A 15,041-nucleotide genomic window follows, 5' to 3' on the forward strand; every position below is an offset into this window, starting at 1 on the left:
GTGCTGTGCTGTGCTGTGCTGTGCTGTGCTGTGCTGTGCTGTGCTGTGCTGTGCTAAATAAATTTTAAGAGAGTAGATGTGTTTGTTGCTTGATTTACAAATGGTGTTATCTATTTGAATGGAGAGATTCTATGGAAGTACCAACAGTAAGTGTAAAAGATATGTTACCATTCCAGCGACCTCGAGAAAAATTTCTCGCCTTAGGTCCATCACATATGGCGATGGAGGAGTTGTTGGCTATTTTATTACGCACAGGGGTAAAGGGGCAATCTGCGATTTCTTTGGCAAGTGATATCGTACAATCCTTTGATGATGGTGTTTATGGTCTTAACCGAATGACCGTAGAGAATCTGATCAAAATCAAGGGTATTGGTAGAGATAAAGCAGTGACGCTATGTGCAGCACTTGAAATGGGTAGGCGATTAGGGGAGTTAAAGATTAAAGAGACTTATGAAGATTTTTCGCAACCTTTTGTAATAGCTCAATATGTGATGGAGCGACTGCGTCACGAAGATGTGGAACATGTGTGGGCTGCCATGCTAACATCTCGAAATAAGCTTATTCAGTTGGAACATATCTCTAATGGTGGATTAGTATCAAGTCTTGTAGAGCAAAGAGCAGTATTTAAAAAAGCTATAGCATGCAATGCGGCGGCTATTATTCTAATCCATAACCACCCGTCAGGCGATAGTAGACCAAGTGATGAAGATATACGGCTAACGAAAATGTTTGTTAGTGCTGGTCAATTTATGGGGATTCCTGTACTCGATCATATCGTTATAGGGGATAATGAATTTACGAGCCTCAGCGAAATTGGTAAATTGAGCTGAGCCTAAATAAACTGAACAAAGCCAAATAAGATTATTAAAAGCACTCATTTTGAACTATACCTAATTTTGATGCATGGGTAAGTTCCTATAAATGAGTGCTTTTCCTTATTGTATATGAGATTTTATGTATGAAGTTATGTAATTTTTATGTATGACTTATGAGTACAGGAATTATGCATTATCAGTGCTTTTAACAAAAGGAAAGGTACTGATATCAATGGAAAAAGTCGCGTTATATATGGTAAAATGGAATGATGATGTAATGAAGGAGAAATTACTATGAGTTCCATTTTACCTACTCTAGGAAAAGATGTAAGTATAGATATTGGTTCCATACAAACGCGCCTCATGGGGGGGACGCGAGGGACTGTTATAAGCGAACCATCGATTATAGCAACTGATACAAAACAAGAAAAAGTAGTAGCCGTTGGTGATGAAGCGGCGCGCCTCGTATTGCGCATGCCCGATATGTGGCGTCCGTTAACGCCTTTAAAGGATGGATTTATAGTTGACTATCGCGTTATGCATACTATGCTTAGCTACTTTCTTAATAAGGTGTCTAATACATTGCGTCGAGCCCGCGTTGTCGTAGGGGTTCCTTGTGGGATGACCGATGTTGAGCAACGAGCCATGATGGATGCTGTTATTCAAGCTGGTGCTAGAGAGGTATTTCTTATCGAACGACCTGTGGCGGCTGCTATTGGTTGTGGTGTGCCTATCTTTGAAGCGCAAGGATCTATGGTCATTGATATCGGCGGTGGCACTATTGATATGGGGATTGTTTCTTTAGGTGGTATTGTGGATAGCAAAACAATTCGTTTTGGTGGTTCTGATATTAATAATGCCTTATTGCGCTATGTGCGTGAGTGTTTTGGCATTATCGTATCTGATGAAACTATAATAGATATTAAGCATACATTAGGAACAGCTGTCGCTCCTTTAGAGGATGCAGAGTATGCCTTTCAAGGGCGCGATATGATGAACGGCTTAGGTAGACGTTGTGTGATTCACCAATCTGAAGTGTACCAAGTTATAAATGAATGTTTGATAGGGCTCTTGGATGAGGTTAAGCAAATGATTCGTGCTACTGCACCAGAAATCGTGGCTGATATTATGCAACATGGCATATGGCTTACTGGCGGTACAGCAAGACTATCTGGTTTAGCGGACCGGATTGGTACTGAATTAGGGGTACCTGTTCACGTTCCTGAAGCACCTGAAACAAAAGTTGTGGTAGGCCTTAATGGGGCCTCATCTGATTTAGTGAGCTTATCGCGTTTTATTGTAAATTCTAAGAATAGAAAGGGCCGAGATTAGCATGATACAGTCAGATAAAAAGTTAATTATCATCGTTGTCATTGGTTGTATCCTAATGGCATTGCTCGGCTTTGCGTGGAAGCAACGGACTAGTATTCCCTTTGTTACGGTTACCCTCGAAGGAATTACAACGCCTTTCGCTTATGGATCAGCCCGTTTATTAGAGGGCGTTCAAACTAGCTTTACAGTACTAAATAATGCTATTTTCTCTAATATTGAAAGTGAAGAGGAAGCATCTCGTAAAGCTACATTGGAACAAAAGGTAGTTAACTACGATGAAGTAGTGGCAGAGAATATTCGTCTTCGTCAGCTTTTAAACTATAAAAGTAGCCATCCAGAATTCTCCATGACCTTAGCGGATATCATTACAAAGGATTACGGTACTTGGACAAATACTTTCACCATTGATAAAGGGAGTGAAGAAGGTATGGCAGTCAATATGGCTGTTGTGGTACCTAGTGGTGTCGTTGGTTTTATTACAGATGTGTATCCGCATTCTGCTCGCGTTCAAACCATTCTTGATCCGCGTAGCGCAATAGGTATCCTTGTACAACGACCTGAATCTCGTTTGTCTGGCGTTGTAAAAGGTAATGGAAATACACCTCGTACACCTTCTATGGTAAATATTGCTCGCGATGGGGACGTATTGGTAGGGGATAAGTTGATTACCTCCGGTTATGGTGGTATCTATCCGAAAGGTTTACCTGTTGGCAACGTGCAATCTATCGAAAATGATTCGGAAGGATTTGTTAAAAATGCGGTAGTCACACCGAGTGTAGACTTTTATCGTTTAGAAGAAGTTTTTGTGCTTACCTCGTCTTCTCTAAGTGCACCACAAAAACCAGAACTTGAACCTAAACTTGTGCCTCAAACACAACGAGATCAAGTAGAGGGGGCAAAGGGGGCCGTTAAACAATGATGCGTCTAGCTTTAGCTCTCTGTGGATTTTTAATATATTTTATACAAGCGCAATTATTGCCTACTATTTTCCATACAAATTGGTTACCAAACTTAATTTTGACGATAATTGTTATGATTACTTTATTTAAAGGTCGTCGTATGGGGTTGATATCTGCTGTTATTGGAGGTATCGTACACGATGTATTGATATCTAACTTTTTTGGGCTCCATCTATTCCCTTACGTAATTGTGGTATACCTATTATCTGCCGTAAAGCATCGTATCTATGAAGAACGCTGGTATTGGTCTAGCGGTATAGTAGCTATTTGTACATTGCTAGATGGCGTTATTCGTAGCTTTATGATATTAGCTAGTGGTGGCGATTTGCACTTTGGCCTATACTTGTGGCATATGGTATTACCCGTGATGTTCTGGAATGGCTTGTTAGGCGCTATTGTACATGGTTTGTTATGGCGCAAGGATGATGAACAAGAAGGTTATATTTGGTAAGAATTAAGGGGGTGAAAGAGTGCTTGAAGGCCTCTATAAACGAAGAAAAACGAATCGCTTTGATGTACTCTTTTACATTGTAGCCGGCATATTTATAGTCTTGGCATTACGTCTGATGACATTGCAAATCTTGTCTGGTGGTTATTACCAAGCTAAGGCAGAAGGTAACCGTTTGCGCATGGTATCCATGACAGCTGCTCGTGGTATTATGTACGATCGAAACGGTCAAATCTTAGTAGGCTCTAGACCGGCATACACCATCTCCATTTTGCCTACGGGTAAGGCTTTAGACGAAGGTGAAGTTGCTAAGTTGGCAGCCTTGCTAAAAATGAAGTCAGAAGATATTACAAAAAAGGTAAATGATCATAAATATGGTTATGAGCCGATTCGTATCGCCAATGATATTTCTATGGATGTAGTTACAACCATAGAAGAGCATCGTCATGAATTACCAGGCGTTACCATAGATGTAGAACCACTTCGCTATTATCCATACGAAACGATGGCTTCTCAGCTCTTTGGTTATGTGGGGGAAGTTAGCGAAGAAGAATTAGAAGAACTAAAACAGAAAGATCCGAATACTCTTGTTAGTGGTGGTACTATTTTAGGTCGTTCTGGCCTTGAGAAATTATATGATTCCATCTTGCGTGGCACTGATGGTGGTAAACAGGTAGAGGTTGATGCTACAGGCCGACCGGTTGCGGAGGTAGATAGAAAGCATACAGTGCCTGGAGCTAATATCCATTTGACAATAGATGCAAATTTACAAAAGGCTGCTGAAGAAGCTGTTAAGAACCAATTAGAACAGTTGCGTGCCCAAGGTATTCCAGCTCAAGGAGCTGCTGTAGTAGCAATGGATCCCAATACGGGTGCCATTTTGGCTATGGTCAGTGCGCCTGAATTTAACCCTAACTGGTTCGCGAAAGGGATTACAACTGCGCAGTGGAATCAATTGAATAATAATAAGAATCATCCGTTTGATAATAAGGTTATTTCTGGTGAATATCCACCAGGTTCGCCGTTCAAGATTATCACTGGTACGGCGGCTTTAGACCTTAAAAAGGTTACCCCTGAAGAAATGATTTTTGATAGTGGTAAACATTGGCTTATCGATAAACGAAATGCAGAAGGCGAAGCATTGGGGTGGCTCAACTTTAATAAAGCTCTTGCAAAATCAGATAATGTTTACTTCTATGAAATGGGCAATCGCGTTGGCATAGAAGGACTTGTAAAATATGCTGGCTACTTTGGTATTGGTGAAAAGACCGGCATCAATCTTGTTGGTGAGGCCTCTGGTAATATGGCAAGTCCTGCTTATAAACGCAAAGTGTATGATGAAGATTGGTATTTAGGTGAAACCTTTGATGCGGCCATAGGTCAGTCTTTTACCTTGGTGACGCCATTACAAATGGCTGTTATGCTCAGTGAAGTAGCAAATGGTGGCATTAAATACCGCCCATATGTGGTGAGCCGTATTGATAATAAGGATGGCACGCCAAAAGAAATCTTTGGCCCAGACAAACTCGGTATTTTACCTGTACCAAAAAATATTATGGATCTTGTTCGCGAAGGCTTGCGTGACGTTACTAATGAAGGTGGTACAGCAGGGGAGTTGTTTAAAGGATTCCCTATTGATGTAGCTGGTAAAACGGGTACTTCAGAGAATGCACATGGCAGAGATCACGGCTGGTTTGTCGCCTATGCACCATATGATAAGCCACAAATTGTAGTGGTTGCACTTGTTGAGCAAGGTAGCTTTGGTGCTGGGTCGGCAGGGCCTATCGTACGAGATATATTGGCTGCGTACTTCAATGTACCAGTGAATAAGAAATCTAATGATACAAATAGTAAAGGTAATAAAGAAACCGCTGCGGGAACAAGCTCTAATAATGGGCAAAAACCTCAGAATGCGGTAACTAGTGGGCAACCAAGAAAGGATTAGTATGGGCGAGATAATCGGCATTGTATCTGGTAAGGGTGGCGTAGGTAAGACTACGATTACTGCTTGCTTGGGTTCAGCCTTAAGCTATGCAGGGCATCGCGTATTGCTTTGTGATGGAGATTTTGGATTGCGCGACTTAGATCTTGTGTTAGGAGTGGCAAATGAAATTATTTACGACGCACTAGATGCGAGCGAAGATAAAGACTATATGGATGATGCCGTCATATCAATTGCTGAAAACTTAGATTTTCTACCAGCTAGCCAAAGTGCTCGTTGGGAAGATATAGGTCGTAAGAAATATAAAAAATTAGTCCGTCGTCTCTGTGAGGAATATGATTATATTTTAATCGATGCTCCTGCTGGTATCGGCAAGGGCATAGAGGCTATTTTAGAATTAGTAAATCGCTGTATCGTAGTGACACATCCTTTATGGGTGTCTTTACGTAATGGGGCGCGGATGATTCAAGTATGTCAAGAACATAATATTCGTGATTATGCTATTGCTTTTAATGCGGTACCTATCGATGGAGAGGATATCCATTTATATGATATGTTAGAAGTTCTTTGCGCTGAATATGTAGGGGCTATAATCCCTTATGATGAGGATGTTCTGACCTATACACAAGATGGTCGTTTGTTAGAATTTGTTTCTAGTGAACTAAAAGCTGTGTTAGCACCTCTTGTAGATTATGTAACGACCGGTGACTGTTGGGAAGACTACGATGTACAAAAGCACTTTGATGCTTATGCAACTAAGAAAAAAGCATCGAAGGAGCAAGCTGGCACACCAAGTCTTGCAACAGTAGGTGATTCTATTTTTGATGATTCTAACAATGTTCATTACATTAATCGTGGTGGTTGGACCACGCATCGCTTGTTGGTGCAAGGTAAACAAAGCTTGTGGCGCCGTAGCAAGTTGAAATAGGTGATATGATGTGGCGTAAAATATGGACAGATAGTGATTGGACTATCATCATATGTACTATATTACTTGTCGGAATTGGTCTTACAGCTATTGGTAGTGCTACCCATGTGAATCACGAGGCTATTGGTTTTGGTAGTCTAGTGATAAAACAACTCGTATTCTTTTTAGCAAATATAGCTGTCGTTATAGGCATGCAATTTCTAGATTACCATCGTCTTAAAGGGTGGGGGAATATGATTTATGTGATTACCATGCTTATGTTAATCGCAGTCATGGTAGTTGGTACCTCTGCACTAGGTGCACAGCGTTGGATTCAATTGGGGCCAATTACTATTCAGCCTTCAGAGTTTTCTAAACTATTGATGATTATCTGTATGGCTAAAATGCTAGAACCGCACATTGGCAAGTTAGATACCTTTAAATCTCTATTAATGCCAGTGTTATATGTAGGGATTCCTATCCTACTCGTATTCTTACAACCTGACTTGGGGACATCCCTGGTATATATTGCTATATTTGTAGGGATGCTCTTTATATCTGGTATCAAAACAAAGCTTATAAAAATCATTGCGAGTGTGGCTTTATTCTTGATGCCTTTGGGTTGGTTTGTGCTAAAAGAATATCAAAAACAACGTATTCTAGTATTTTTAAATCCAGATATTGATCCTTTTGGTTCTGGCTATCATATCATTCAGTCTAAGATTGCTATCGGGTCGGGTATGATTTTTGGTAAAGGTATCTTTAATGGCACTCAAAGTCAGTTGAACTTTTTACCAGAAAATCATACGGACTTTATCTTCTCTGTAATTGGCGAAGAATTTGGTTTTGTGGGATGCATTGTAGTATTGCTATTATTGTTTATGCTTATTTATCGCAGTATTCAAATAGCATATACCTGCAATGATAATTTTGGTATGTTATTAGCAACGGGTATCGGTACGATGTTTGCCTTCGAGGTGCTCGTAAACGTAGGCATGACGATTGGTATCATGCCTGTAACGGGGATTCCGTTGCCATTCCTTAGCTATGGCGTTAGTGCGCTAACAACTAATATGCTGAGCATTGGTATTTTATTAAATATCGCTAGACAGCGGACAAAATATATATTTTAATAGCCTTTCATAGGATTGATTGTGAAAGAAGTCTTTCATTAAAGACGGAGGATGTATGATTCAATTAGATACGTCATGGTTACAACATGTCCAAAAGCCAGCTCGTTATACGGGCGGCGAATACAATAGTATCGTGAAAGATCACAGTACTGTTGATGTAACTATGGCTTTAGGTTTTCCCGATGTGTACGAAGTGGCCATGAGTCATTTGGGCATCAAGATTTTGTATGGTCTCGTAAACCGTCGTGGAGATGCGGTAGCAGAGCGCGTATTTGTACCGTGGCATGATATGGAAGAGGAAATGCGTAAGCGTAATATTCCATTATTTTCCTTAGAAACACGTACGCCTATTAAAGATTTTGATGTGTTAGCATTTACGCTTCAATATGAAATGAGCTTTACTAACATTTTAAATATGCTCGATTTAGCAGGCATTCCTATGTATGCTAAGGATCGTGATTTAGAATTCCCACTACTTGTATGCGGCGGCCCTTGTGCGTATAACGTAGAGCCTATTGCAGATTTCTTTGATATCGTATCTCTCGGGGAATCTGAAGAGTGGGGTGATGAGTTTATCGACCTATTCAAAGCAGAAAAAGCGAAAGGATTCCCAGGTGGTAAAGAAGGCTTCTTGCGTAAAGTCGCTCAAATTCCTGGTACCTATTGTCCAGCTCTATACGATGTTGAATATACAGAACAAGGCGATTTTAAATCTATTACGCCTCGCTTTGAAGAGGTGCCCGCAGTGGTGGCTAAACGCATCGTAGAAGATGTAGAAAATAGTTTCTACCCTACGAAGCCTGTAGTACCATTCCTTGATATTGTTCATGACCGTGCAGTTCTTGAATTATTCCGTGGTTGTACTCGTGGTTGTCGTTTCTGTCAGGCTGGTATGTTATATCGCCCTGTCCGTGAAAAAACACCAGAGCGTTTGCTGCAAATTGCTAAAGATACGATTGCCAATACTGGGTACAATGAGATTTCCTTGATGAGTTTAAGCTCTGCGGACTACTCCAAATTACCTGAGCTTGTAGATATGCTCATGGAAGAGTTTAAAGATAAACAAGTTAGCGTTAGCTTACCGTCCTTGCGTATCGACAGCTTCTCTATTGATATTGCGAAAAAGGTACAGCAAGTGCGCAAGAGCGGTCTTACCTTTGCTCCTGAAGCAGGTACGCAACGGATGCGCGATGTTATCAATAAAGGCGTTAGTGAAGAAGACTTATTGGCGGCCTGTACTAATGCTTTCAAATCTGGCTGGAATACAGTTAAATTATATTTTATGATGGGCCTTCCTACAGAAACAGACGAAGATTTGGCTGGTATTGCGGATCTTGCTTACAAGGTACTCGATTTACACCGTGAAATTACAGGGAAGCGAAATGGTTCTGTAACGGTGAGCGTATCCTTTTTCGTACCAAAAACACATTCTCCATATCAATGGTATGGTCAACAAGATGTGGAGGAAATCCATCGTAGACAACGTTACTTAAAGTCTCTCATCAATAATCGTAATATTTCCTACCACTATCATGATGGTTATACTGGCTATATGGAAGCCGCTTTTGCTCGTGGGGACCGCAGATTGTCTAAAGTTCTCGTAGAGGCTTGGAAGGCAGGTTGTAAATTCGATGGTTGGACCGAGTTCTTTAACTATGAAACTTGGTTAAAAGCATTTGCCGACTGCGGATTGGATCCTGCGTACTATGCACATCGTACTCGTGATTTCGATGAGCCGTTGCCTTGGGATCATTTAGATTGCACTGTAAGTAAAGCCTTCTTAAAACGCGAGTGGGAGCAAGCGGTAGCAGCTAATCTTACAGGCGATTGTCGTCGAGCTCCATGTAAGGGCTGTAATGTATGTCCAGAGCTCAATACAGCTATTATTGACTATAAGGAGGGTGGCAGAGTTGAAAAAGTTACGTTTGGCCTTAAATAAGGGCGAAGAATTACGATTCCTGTCACACCTTGATTATGCTCAAGCTGTAGAGCGGATGATACGTCGAGCAGAAATTAAAATGGCGTATTCTGAAGGGTTTAACCCTCACATGAAAATTAGCTTCTCCTCTGCACTCGCCTTAGGCGTAACCGCAGCGGCTGAATATATCGATATGGATGTGCTTGAAGAGGATAGTTTAGAGTCCATTATGGACCGTTTAAACCGTGTAGCGCCTCCTGGTCTTGAGGTTCTAGATGGTAAAGAAATGCCTGAAAAGGTGAAAAAGATGATGGCCATCTGTAACTTTGCTATCTATGAGGTAACAGGCCCTGTGACAGATGAAAATGCTGATTGGGAGGCGTTACTCAAACCTTTTAATGACGCAACGGAAATTTCTTATGAAAAGGTAACACCTAAGAAAACTCGTACCATTGATGTAAAAGAGTTTGTAAAAGAACCGATCGTAGCCTCTGTTAAAGAGGGTATGGTGACCCTTACAATGGGCATCGGCATTTATCCGCAAGGCACAATCAAACCTAGCGAAGTGTGGAATTTAGGCAAGGATCAATATAATTGGCCTATTACTTCTGGCTACGAAATTCATCGTAAAGCAATTATGGTAGAAAACGAAAAAGGCCGCTATACGCCTTTAGAGATTAATTACTAATTAATTTAGATGACAAAGAAGGGAGGGATAGGATGCATAAAATTTTGGTCAATGTTATGCGTGAAGAAATTCGTATGGCTGTTATCGACGAAGAAGGCCAGCTAGTAGATTTTGTCTTGGAGCGTACCGATGATTCTCATATGGCAAATCATATGTACAAAGGCACAGTAAAGAATGTATTAAATGGTATGCAAGCGGCCTTTGTTGATATTGGGGGCTCTCAAAATGCGTATTTGAACCTTCAACAAGGGAAGGAACAGAAAATTTTGTCACGTCTATCTGTGGGGCAACAAATTCTCGTTCAAGTAGTGAAAGAAGAAATGCTCGGTAAAGGTGCCCGCGTGACTGCAGACGTCAGTTTGGCTGGTCGTTTTATGGTACTATTACCATATTCTGAAGGCATGCATATTTCCAAGAAAATTACTGATGAAGCCTTGCGTAGTAAACTACAAGAATTGGCAGCCCCTTATGTACAAGAAGGTTGCGGTTTTATCATTCGTACTGCAGCAGCTAAGGCCAGTGCCGATGAAATCGGTCGCGATATGGAGTATCTGTGGCGGACCTGGCAACATGTGTTGAAGCGCTTTAAGGTGGCGAAGAGCGGCACTGATTTATATAGTGACGCGGATTTCTGGTTCCGCCTTGTACGGGACTATGCGCATCGCAATGTAGAGGAAATTATCGTCGATTCCGATATGGGTGAAGGTCGATTGATGGATCTCTTAGGTCATGGACCTACGTCGCAACAAATTAAAGTAACACGTCATCGCGATAGTACACCTATCTTTAAGGCAAACCACATTGAACCGCAATTAGAAAATCTTATCTCTCGTGATATTAATCTTCCTTCTGGTGGTTCAATCCGTATCGATCATACTGAAGCTCTCACCGTGTTTGATGTAAACTCTGCTCACTATACTGGTAAGTCTAATAAGCTGGAAGATTTAGCTTTCACAGTCAATAAAGAGGCGGCAAAAGAAATCTGTCGTCAATTGCGTTTGCGCGATATTGGCGGTATTATTGTGGTTGATTTTATTGATATGAAAGATAAAGAGCATCAACAAGAATTGTTAAAATTGTTGGGGGTACAAGCTAAGTTAGATAAAATGAAAACTGTTGTATGCGGCATTAGTTCGCTTGGCCTCGTAGAGATGACCCGAAAGCGAGCTCGCCAAGGCTTGCAAACCTTGATGTTTGATACATGCCCTCAATGCGGTGGTACGGGTTATATGTTGTCAGGTCGTACTGTATATATGCAGATTGTGCGTCGTATCCGCGAGTTATTTAAATCGGGACGTATTAAAACGAATCTAGAAATCGAAGTTCATCCGGAGGTGGCTCAGTATTTAACAAAGGCTGTTCTTGAGGATTTAGGTGAGTCCATAGGTCGCAAGATTTCTATTGTGGTAAATCCACAAATTAGTCGAGAAGGGTATTCCTTGATGGCTATAGTTGAATAAGTAAGTAGTTTGTTTATAGGTGAGTATAGTGTCTATATTTGAAATTGTATTAATTAGTATTGGTCTTGCCATGGATGCTTTTGGCGTATCTATTGGTAAGGGGCTGACAATGCCCGTAGGCGAAAATGGCCGTAAGGTAACCTTGGCAATTCTTTTTGGTTTGTTCCAGTTTCTTATGCCTCTTATTGGTTGGCTCATCGGTCGTCAATTTATCGATGTGATTGCTGATTGGGACCACTGGATTATCTTTGGACTTCTTGGTTATTTAGGTATCGCTATGATCAGAGAGGGACTTAGCGATGATGATGAAGATGATGATGATAAACAATTCTTGAGTGTCTGGGAAATGATGATGCTCTCCGTAGCGACTAGTCTTGATGCAATGGCTGTAGGACTGACCTTTGCATTCTTACCTATCAATGTATGGGAAGCATCTACGATGATTGGTGTTATTACCTTTGGTATATCTTTAGTGGGTGTTTACTTAGGTAAATTTATGGGCCGATTTGTTGGAAAATATGCAGATATAGTAGGTGGCGGTGTATTAATCCTCATCGGTACAAAGATACTTTTACAACATCTTGGGATTATTGGAGAATTTTAAGGCTTATATATATATGAAAGTGTCAGAAACTGAGCGGATTCTGTTGATTTTTGTTTGACATGACTGTGTAAATAGGATATACTATATCAGTATTAGTTCGGTTTGCTGAACTTTGCAATCCGCGTGAAGCAGGTTTAAACGCCCGACCGAAGTTCGGGTCGGGATACCGAATTCAGCGAGTTCGATAACAAGGAGGTGTTCTCATGTACGCAATTATTAAAACTGGTGGTAAACAATATCGCGTTGCTGAAGGCGATGTAATTACTATCGAAAAATTGGAAGCAGCTGCTGACGAGTCCGTTACATTCGAAGAAGTTTTGACTGTAGTGAATGACGGCGACGTTAAAGTTGGCGCTCCTCTTGTAAACGGTGCAAAAGTTACAGGTACAGTTCTTGAGCATGGTAAAGGTAAAAAAATCTTAGTATTCAAATACAAAGCTAAATCCAACTACCGTCGTCGTCAAGGCCATCGTCAACCGTTCACAAAAGTTCGTATTGAATCTATCCAAGCTTAATTATGGTTTCCATTGGAATCCAGCGGAATAGTGATGGTCAAGTAGTTGGTTGTCATATGTCCGGTCATGCAGGATATGATGAACATGGCTTCGATATCGTATGTGCCGCAGTGTCCGCCTTGTCGGCAACGGCAATGTTAGGACTCACCCAAATTGCTCGACAAGAAGGGGAGTATACGAATAGCGAAGGTCAATGTGATATAGTTCTCTCTGGTACGATTAATCAGAGTGGACAGGATATTCTGGGGACTATGCTTCTCGGTTTGGAGGAAATTAGCCGTCAATATCCAGAGTTTGTCCAAATTCACGAAATATAGGAGGTGAACTTAATGTTTACTTTTGATTTGCAATTGTTCGCACATAAAAAAGGTGTGTCCAGTACTCGTAACGGTCGTGACAGTGAATCTAAACGTCTTGGTGTTAAATGCCATGATGGTTCCATCGTAAAGAGCGGTAACATCATCGTTCGTCAACGTGGTACTCACTTCCACCCTGGTACTAACGTAGGTATCGGTAAAGATGACACTTTATTTGCACTTGTGCCTGGTAAAGTAGCATTTGAACGTGCTGGTCGTTATAACCGTAAAGTTAGCGTATACCCTGTAGAAGCTTAATTTTATAAGACTATTAATCCCTAGTGGTTTCCACTAGGGATTTTTGTTGTTTGTTTTTGTTTATTATGGTGTTCGTTATATTTGTATAATATAATATAGTTTAAAGTGATTATCAAATATATTCTAGAATTTTTAAATTTAATCGGAGGCATTATGGCACTATTAGAGTTATCTAATATATCCTATGTCGTAAAAGACAAGTCTATTATCCGTGATGTATCTCTATCTATAAATGAAGGAGATTATCTCACTATTGTAGGGCCTTCTGGTAGTGGTAAAAGTACACTTTTAAAATTGTGCAGTGATTTGATTAGCCCTACCTCAGGGATTATTACTTATAATGGATGTGCTTTAGCCACTATAAATCCTGAACGCTATCGAAAAGAGGTTGGCTATTGCTTTCAAAGTCCTTATTTGTTTGCGAAAACGGTACGTCGTAATATTTTGTTCCCTTATGATATTCGCAGTATGGAACCTGATATGATTCGTATCAAATATCTTTTCGATTTACTTCATATGCCTATTGAATATCTTGAGCGCCGTAATGACGAACTATCTGGTGGAGAGATGCAACGTATTTGCCTCATTCGAAGCCTTATTTTTGAACCTAAAGTATTACTTTTGGATGAGGTAACCTCTGCATTAGACGTTGTTAATACAGCTATTGTAGAACAAGTAATTGATGAGCTTCATAAAAATGGGATGACCATCATATCGATTACACATAGTGAGGAGCAAAGCTTACGCATGGCTAATCGTCGCATTACAATTGTGGATGGATCGTTAGCTAAAGAGGAGGTAGTGCGATGAGTCAATTTCAAACTATATCTGCTACTTCATTGTGCCTTGCATCTGTACTAGTTATTATAAGTATGTTCATGTCCTATCGGCAGGAGTTGAAGTTAGAGAAAGATATTTTTATAAGTGCTTTGAGGGCTACAATACAGTTATTTGTCATAGGTCTTATTTTAGCTTATATTTTTAGTACCGAAAGTCCTATATTTATAATCGGTTTATTAGGCTTTATGGCTATCAATGCAGCCTATAATTCTTCTAAGCGGGGAAAGGGAATTCCTTATGCTCTATGGATTTCTTGGTTTGCTATAACCGTAGGTGCAAGTATTACTTTAACGATTCTGCTTTTAACGGGCGTGCTTAACTTTACTGCTTATCAAGTGATTCCTGTTGGTGGTATGGTCATTAGTGGTGCTATGGTAGCGATTGGGCTTTGTTATCGCCAAATGCTATCAAATTTTGAATTGCGTCAACAAGAGGTAGAGATTAAACTAGCATTAGGAAGTACACCTAAGCAAGCGTCAAAAGCCATCGTGAGAGATGTTATAAAGACTGGATTGCAGCCAACTGTGGATAGTGCTAAGACCTTAGGAATTGTGGCTTTACCAGGGATGATGACAGGTCTTATTTTAGCGGGGATGCCCCCACTTGAAGCTGTAAAATATCAAATGATTGTGACATTTATGAGTTTATCTACTATATCAATTGCTTGCTTTATTACTTGTCAATTAGCGTATAGAACATTTTTTAATAATAGAAATCAATTAAATAGGTAAGCTTAGTACTTTAAATATATTTTTATAGTATATCAAATTAGAATATTTACTCAAAACTTAGGGACTGTAACAGAATGTGATTTTACCACATTCTAGTTGCAGTCCCTTTACAATATAAGAAATACCAAGAAAATT

Annotated in this window: 16 protein-coding genes; all 16 read left to right on the forward strand. The window is 40.3% G+C overall.

Annotation, left to right across the window (positions count from 1 at the left end; genetic code table 11):
• Positions 1-131: 131 nt before the first annotated feature.
• The 16 genes from radC (at position 132) to fetB (ending at position 14,906) form a co-directional block, all read left to right on the forward strand.
• Positions 132-830 (forward strand): DNA repair protein RadC, encoded by a 699-nt coding sequence (gene radC, locus Q7O55_RS08810; protein ID WP_303929815.1) that lies wholly within the window; start codon positions 132-134, stop codon positions 828-830.
• Between the two features lie 279 nt (positions 831-1,109).
• Complete coding sequence (locus Q7O55_RS08815; RefSeq protein WP_303929816.1) at positions 1,110-2,147, forward strand: rod shape-determining protein; 1,038 nt, start codon at positions 1,110-1,112, stop codon at positions 2,145-2,147.
• Between the two features lies 1 nt (position 2,148).
• Positions 2,149-3,066 carry a rod shape-determining protein MreC gene (gene mreC, locus Q7O55_RS08820; RefSeq protein ID WP_303929817.1) on the forward strand — a complete coding sequence of 306 codons (918 nt, stop codon included), beginning with the start codon at positions 2,149-2,151 and terminating at the stop codon, positions 3,064-3,066.
• Positions 3,063-3,557 (forward strand): rod shape-determining protein MreD, encoded by a 495-nt coding sequence (gene mreD, locus Q7O55_RS08825; protein ID WP_156697636.1) that lies wholly within the window; start codon positions 3,063-3,065, stop codon positions 3,555-3,557. Before mreC ends, mreD begins: the two co-directional genes overlap by 4 nt.
• Positions 3,558-3,576: 19 nt before the next feature.
• On the forward strand, positions 3,577-5,499 hold the full coding sequence (mrdA, locus tag Q7O55_RS08830; RefSeq protein ID WP_303929818.1) for a penicillin-binding protein 2: 1,923 nt from the start codon (positions 3,577-3,579) through the stop codon (positions 5,497-5,499).
• A gap of 1 nt (position 5,500) precedes the next feature.
• Entirely contained in the window at positions 5,501-6,424 is a 924-nt protein-coding gene (locus tag Q7O55_RS08835) for a P-loop NTPase (protein WP_303929819.1), read from the forward strand.
• A gap of 8 nt (positions 6,425-6,432) precedes the next feature.
• Positions 6,433-7,536, forward strand: a complete 1,104-nt coding sequence (gene rodA, locus Q7O55_RS08840) for a rod shape-determining protein RodA (protein ID WP_077708575.1) — start codon at positions 6,433-6,435, stop codon at positions 7,534-7,536.
• 55 nt (positions 7,537-7,591) lie between these two features.
• The gene (locus tag Q7O55_RS08845) at positions 7,592-9,475 is read left to right on the forward strand and encodes a TIGR03960 family B12-binding radical SAM protein (RefSeq protein ID WP_303929820.1); all 1,884 of its coding nucleotides are present in this window, start codon (positions 7,592-7,594) and stop codon (positions 9,473-9,475) included.
• Positions 9,447-10,142 carry a TIGR03936 family radical SAM-associated protein gene (locus Q7O55_RS08850; RefSeq protein WP_369691722.1) on the forward strand — a complete coding sequence of 232 codons (696 nt, stop codon included), beginning with the start codon at positions 9,447-9,449 and terminating at the stop codon, positions 10,140-10,142. The genes Q7O55_RS08845 and Q7O55_RS08850 overlap by 29 nt, the downstream gene beginning before the upstream one ends.
• Positions 10,143-10,174: 32 nt before the next feature.
• Positions 10,175-11,602: an Rne/Rng family ribonuclease gene (locus tag Q7O55_RS08855; RefSeq protein WP_303929823.1), complete on the forward strand. Its 1,428-nt coding sequence runs from the start codon at positions 10,175-10,177 to the stop codon at positions 11,600-11,602.
• Between the two features lie 28 nt (positions 11,603-11,630).
• Positions 11,631-12,206, forward strand: a complete 576-nt coding sequence (locus tag Q7O55_RS08860) for a manganese efflux pump MntP family protein (RefSeq protein ID WP_303929826.1) — start codon at positions 11,631-11,633, stop codon at positions 12,204-12,206.
• Between the two features lie 203 nt (positions 12,207-12,409).
• A complete protein-coding gene (gene rplU / locus Q7O55_RS08865; RefSeq protein WP_004696434.1) occupies positions 12,410-12,721 on the forward strand; it encodes a 50S ribosomal protein L21 in 312 nt (103 codons plus the stop codon).
• Between the two features lie 2 nt (positions 12,722-12,723).
• Positions 12,724-13,038 carry a ribosomal-processing cysteine protease Prp gene (locus tag Q7O55_RS08870; RefSeq protein WP_008601403.1) on the forward strand — a complete coding sequence of 105 codons (315 nt, stop codon included), beginning with the start codon at positions 12,724-12,726 and terminating at the stop codon, positions 13,036-13,038.
• A 12-nt stretch (positions 13,039-13,050) separates the two neighbouring features.
• Positions 13,051-13,335: a 50S ribosomal protein L27 gene (rpmA, locus tag Q7O55_RS08875; protein WP_004696430.1), complete on the forward strand. Its 285-nt coding sequence runs from the start codon at positions 13,051-13,053 to the stop codon at positions 13,333-13,335.
• A 153-nt stretch (positions 13,336-13,488) separates the two neighbouring features.
• A complete protein-coding gene (locus Q7O55_RS08880; protein ID WP_303929825.1) occupies positions 13,489-14,145 on the forward strand; it encodes an ATP-binding cassette domain-containing protein in 657 nt (218 codons plus the stop codon).
• Positions 14,142-14,906 carry an iron export ABC transporter permease subunit FetB gene (gene fetB / locus Q7O55_RS08885; RefSeq protein ID WP_302498188.1) on the forward strand — a complete coding sequence of 255 codons (765 nt, stop codon included), beginning with the start codon at positions 14,142-14,144 and terminating at the stop codon, positions 14,904-14,906. Before Q7O55_RS08880 ends, fetB begins: the two co-directional genes overlap by 4 nt.
• Positions 14,907-15,041: the final 135 nt, after the last annotated feature.

Source organism: Veillonella parvula (genome assembly GCF_945949885.1).
GTDB classification, from domain to species: domain Bacteria; phylum Bacillota; class Negativicutes; order Veillonellales; family Veillonellaceae; genus Veillonella; species Veillonella parvula_B.

Coding starts and splice junctions, on each gene's coding strand:
- radC (WP_303929815.1), top strand. CDS start 132: ATGGAAGTACCAACAGTAAGTGTAAAAGATATGTTACCATTCCAGCGA.
- fetB (WP_302498188.1), top strand. CDS start 14,142: ATGAGTCAATTTCAAACTATATCTGCTACTTCATTGTGCCTTGCATCT.
- rodA (WP_077708575.1), top strand. CDS start 6,433: ATGTGGCGTAAAATATGGACAGATAGTGATTGGACTATCATCATATGT.
- Q7O55_RS08880 (WP_303929825.1), top strand. CDS start 13,489: ATGGCACTATTAGAGTTATCTAATATATCCTATGTCGTAAAAGACAAG.
- mreD (WP_156697636.1), top strand. CDS start 3,063: ATGATGCGTCTAGCTTTAGCTCTCTGTGGATTTTTAATATATTTTATA.
- Q7O55_RS08815 (WP_303929816.1), top strand. CDS start 1,110: ATGAGTTCCATTTTACCTACTCTAGGAAAAGATGTAAGTATAGATATT.
- mreC (WP_303929817.1), top strand. CDS start 2,149: ATGATACAGTCAGATAAAAAGTTAATTATCATCGTTGTCATTGGTTGT.
- Q7O55_RS08870 (WP_008601403.1), top strand. CDS start 12,724: ATGGTTTCCATTGGAATCCAGCGGAATAGTGATGGTCAAGTAGTTGGT.
- rplU (WP_004696434.1), top strand. CDS start 12,410: ATGTACGCAATTATTAAAACTGGTGGTAAACAATATCGCGTTGCTGAA.
- Q7O55_RS08845 (WP_303929820.1), top strand. CDS start 7,592: ATGATTCAATTAGATACGTCATGGTTACAACATGTCCAAAAGCCAGCT.
- rpmA (WP_004696430.1), top strand. CDS start 13,051: ATGTTTACTTTTGATTTGCAATTGTTCGCACATAAAAAAGGTGTGTCC.
- Q7O55_RS08855 (WP_303929823.1), top strand. CDS start 10,175: ATGCATAAAATTTTGGTCAATGTTATGCGTGAAGAAATTCGTATGGCT.
- Q7O55_RS08835 (WP_303929819.1), top strand. CDS start 5,501: ATGGGCGAGATAATCGGCATTGTATCTGGTAAGGGTGGCGTAGGTAAG.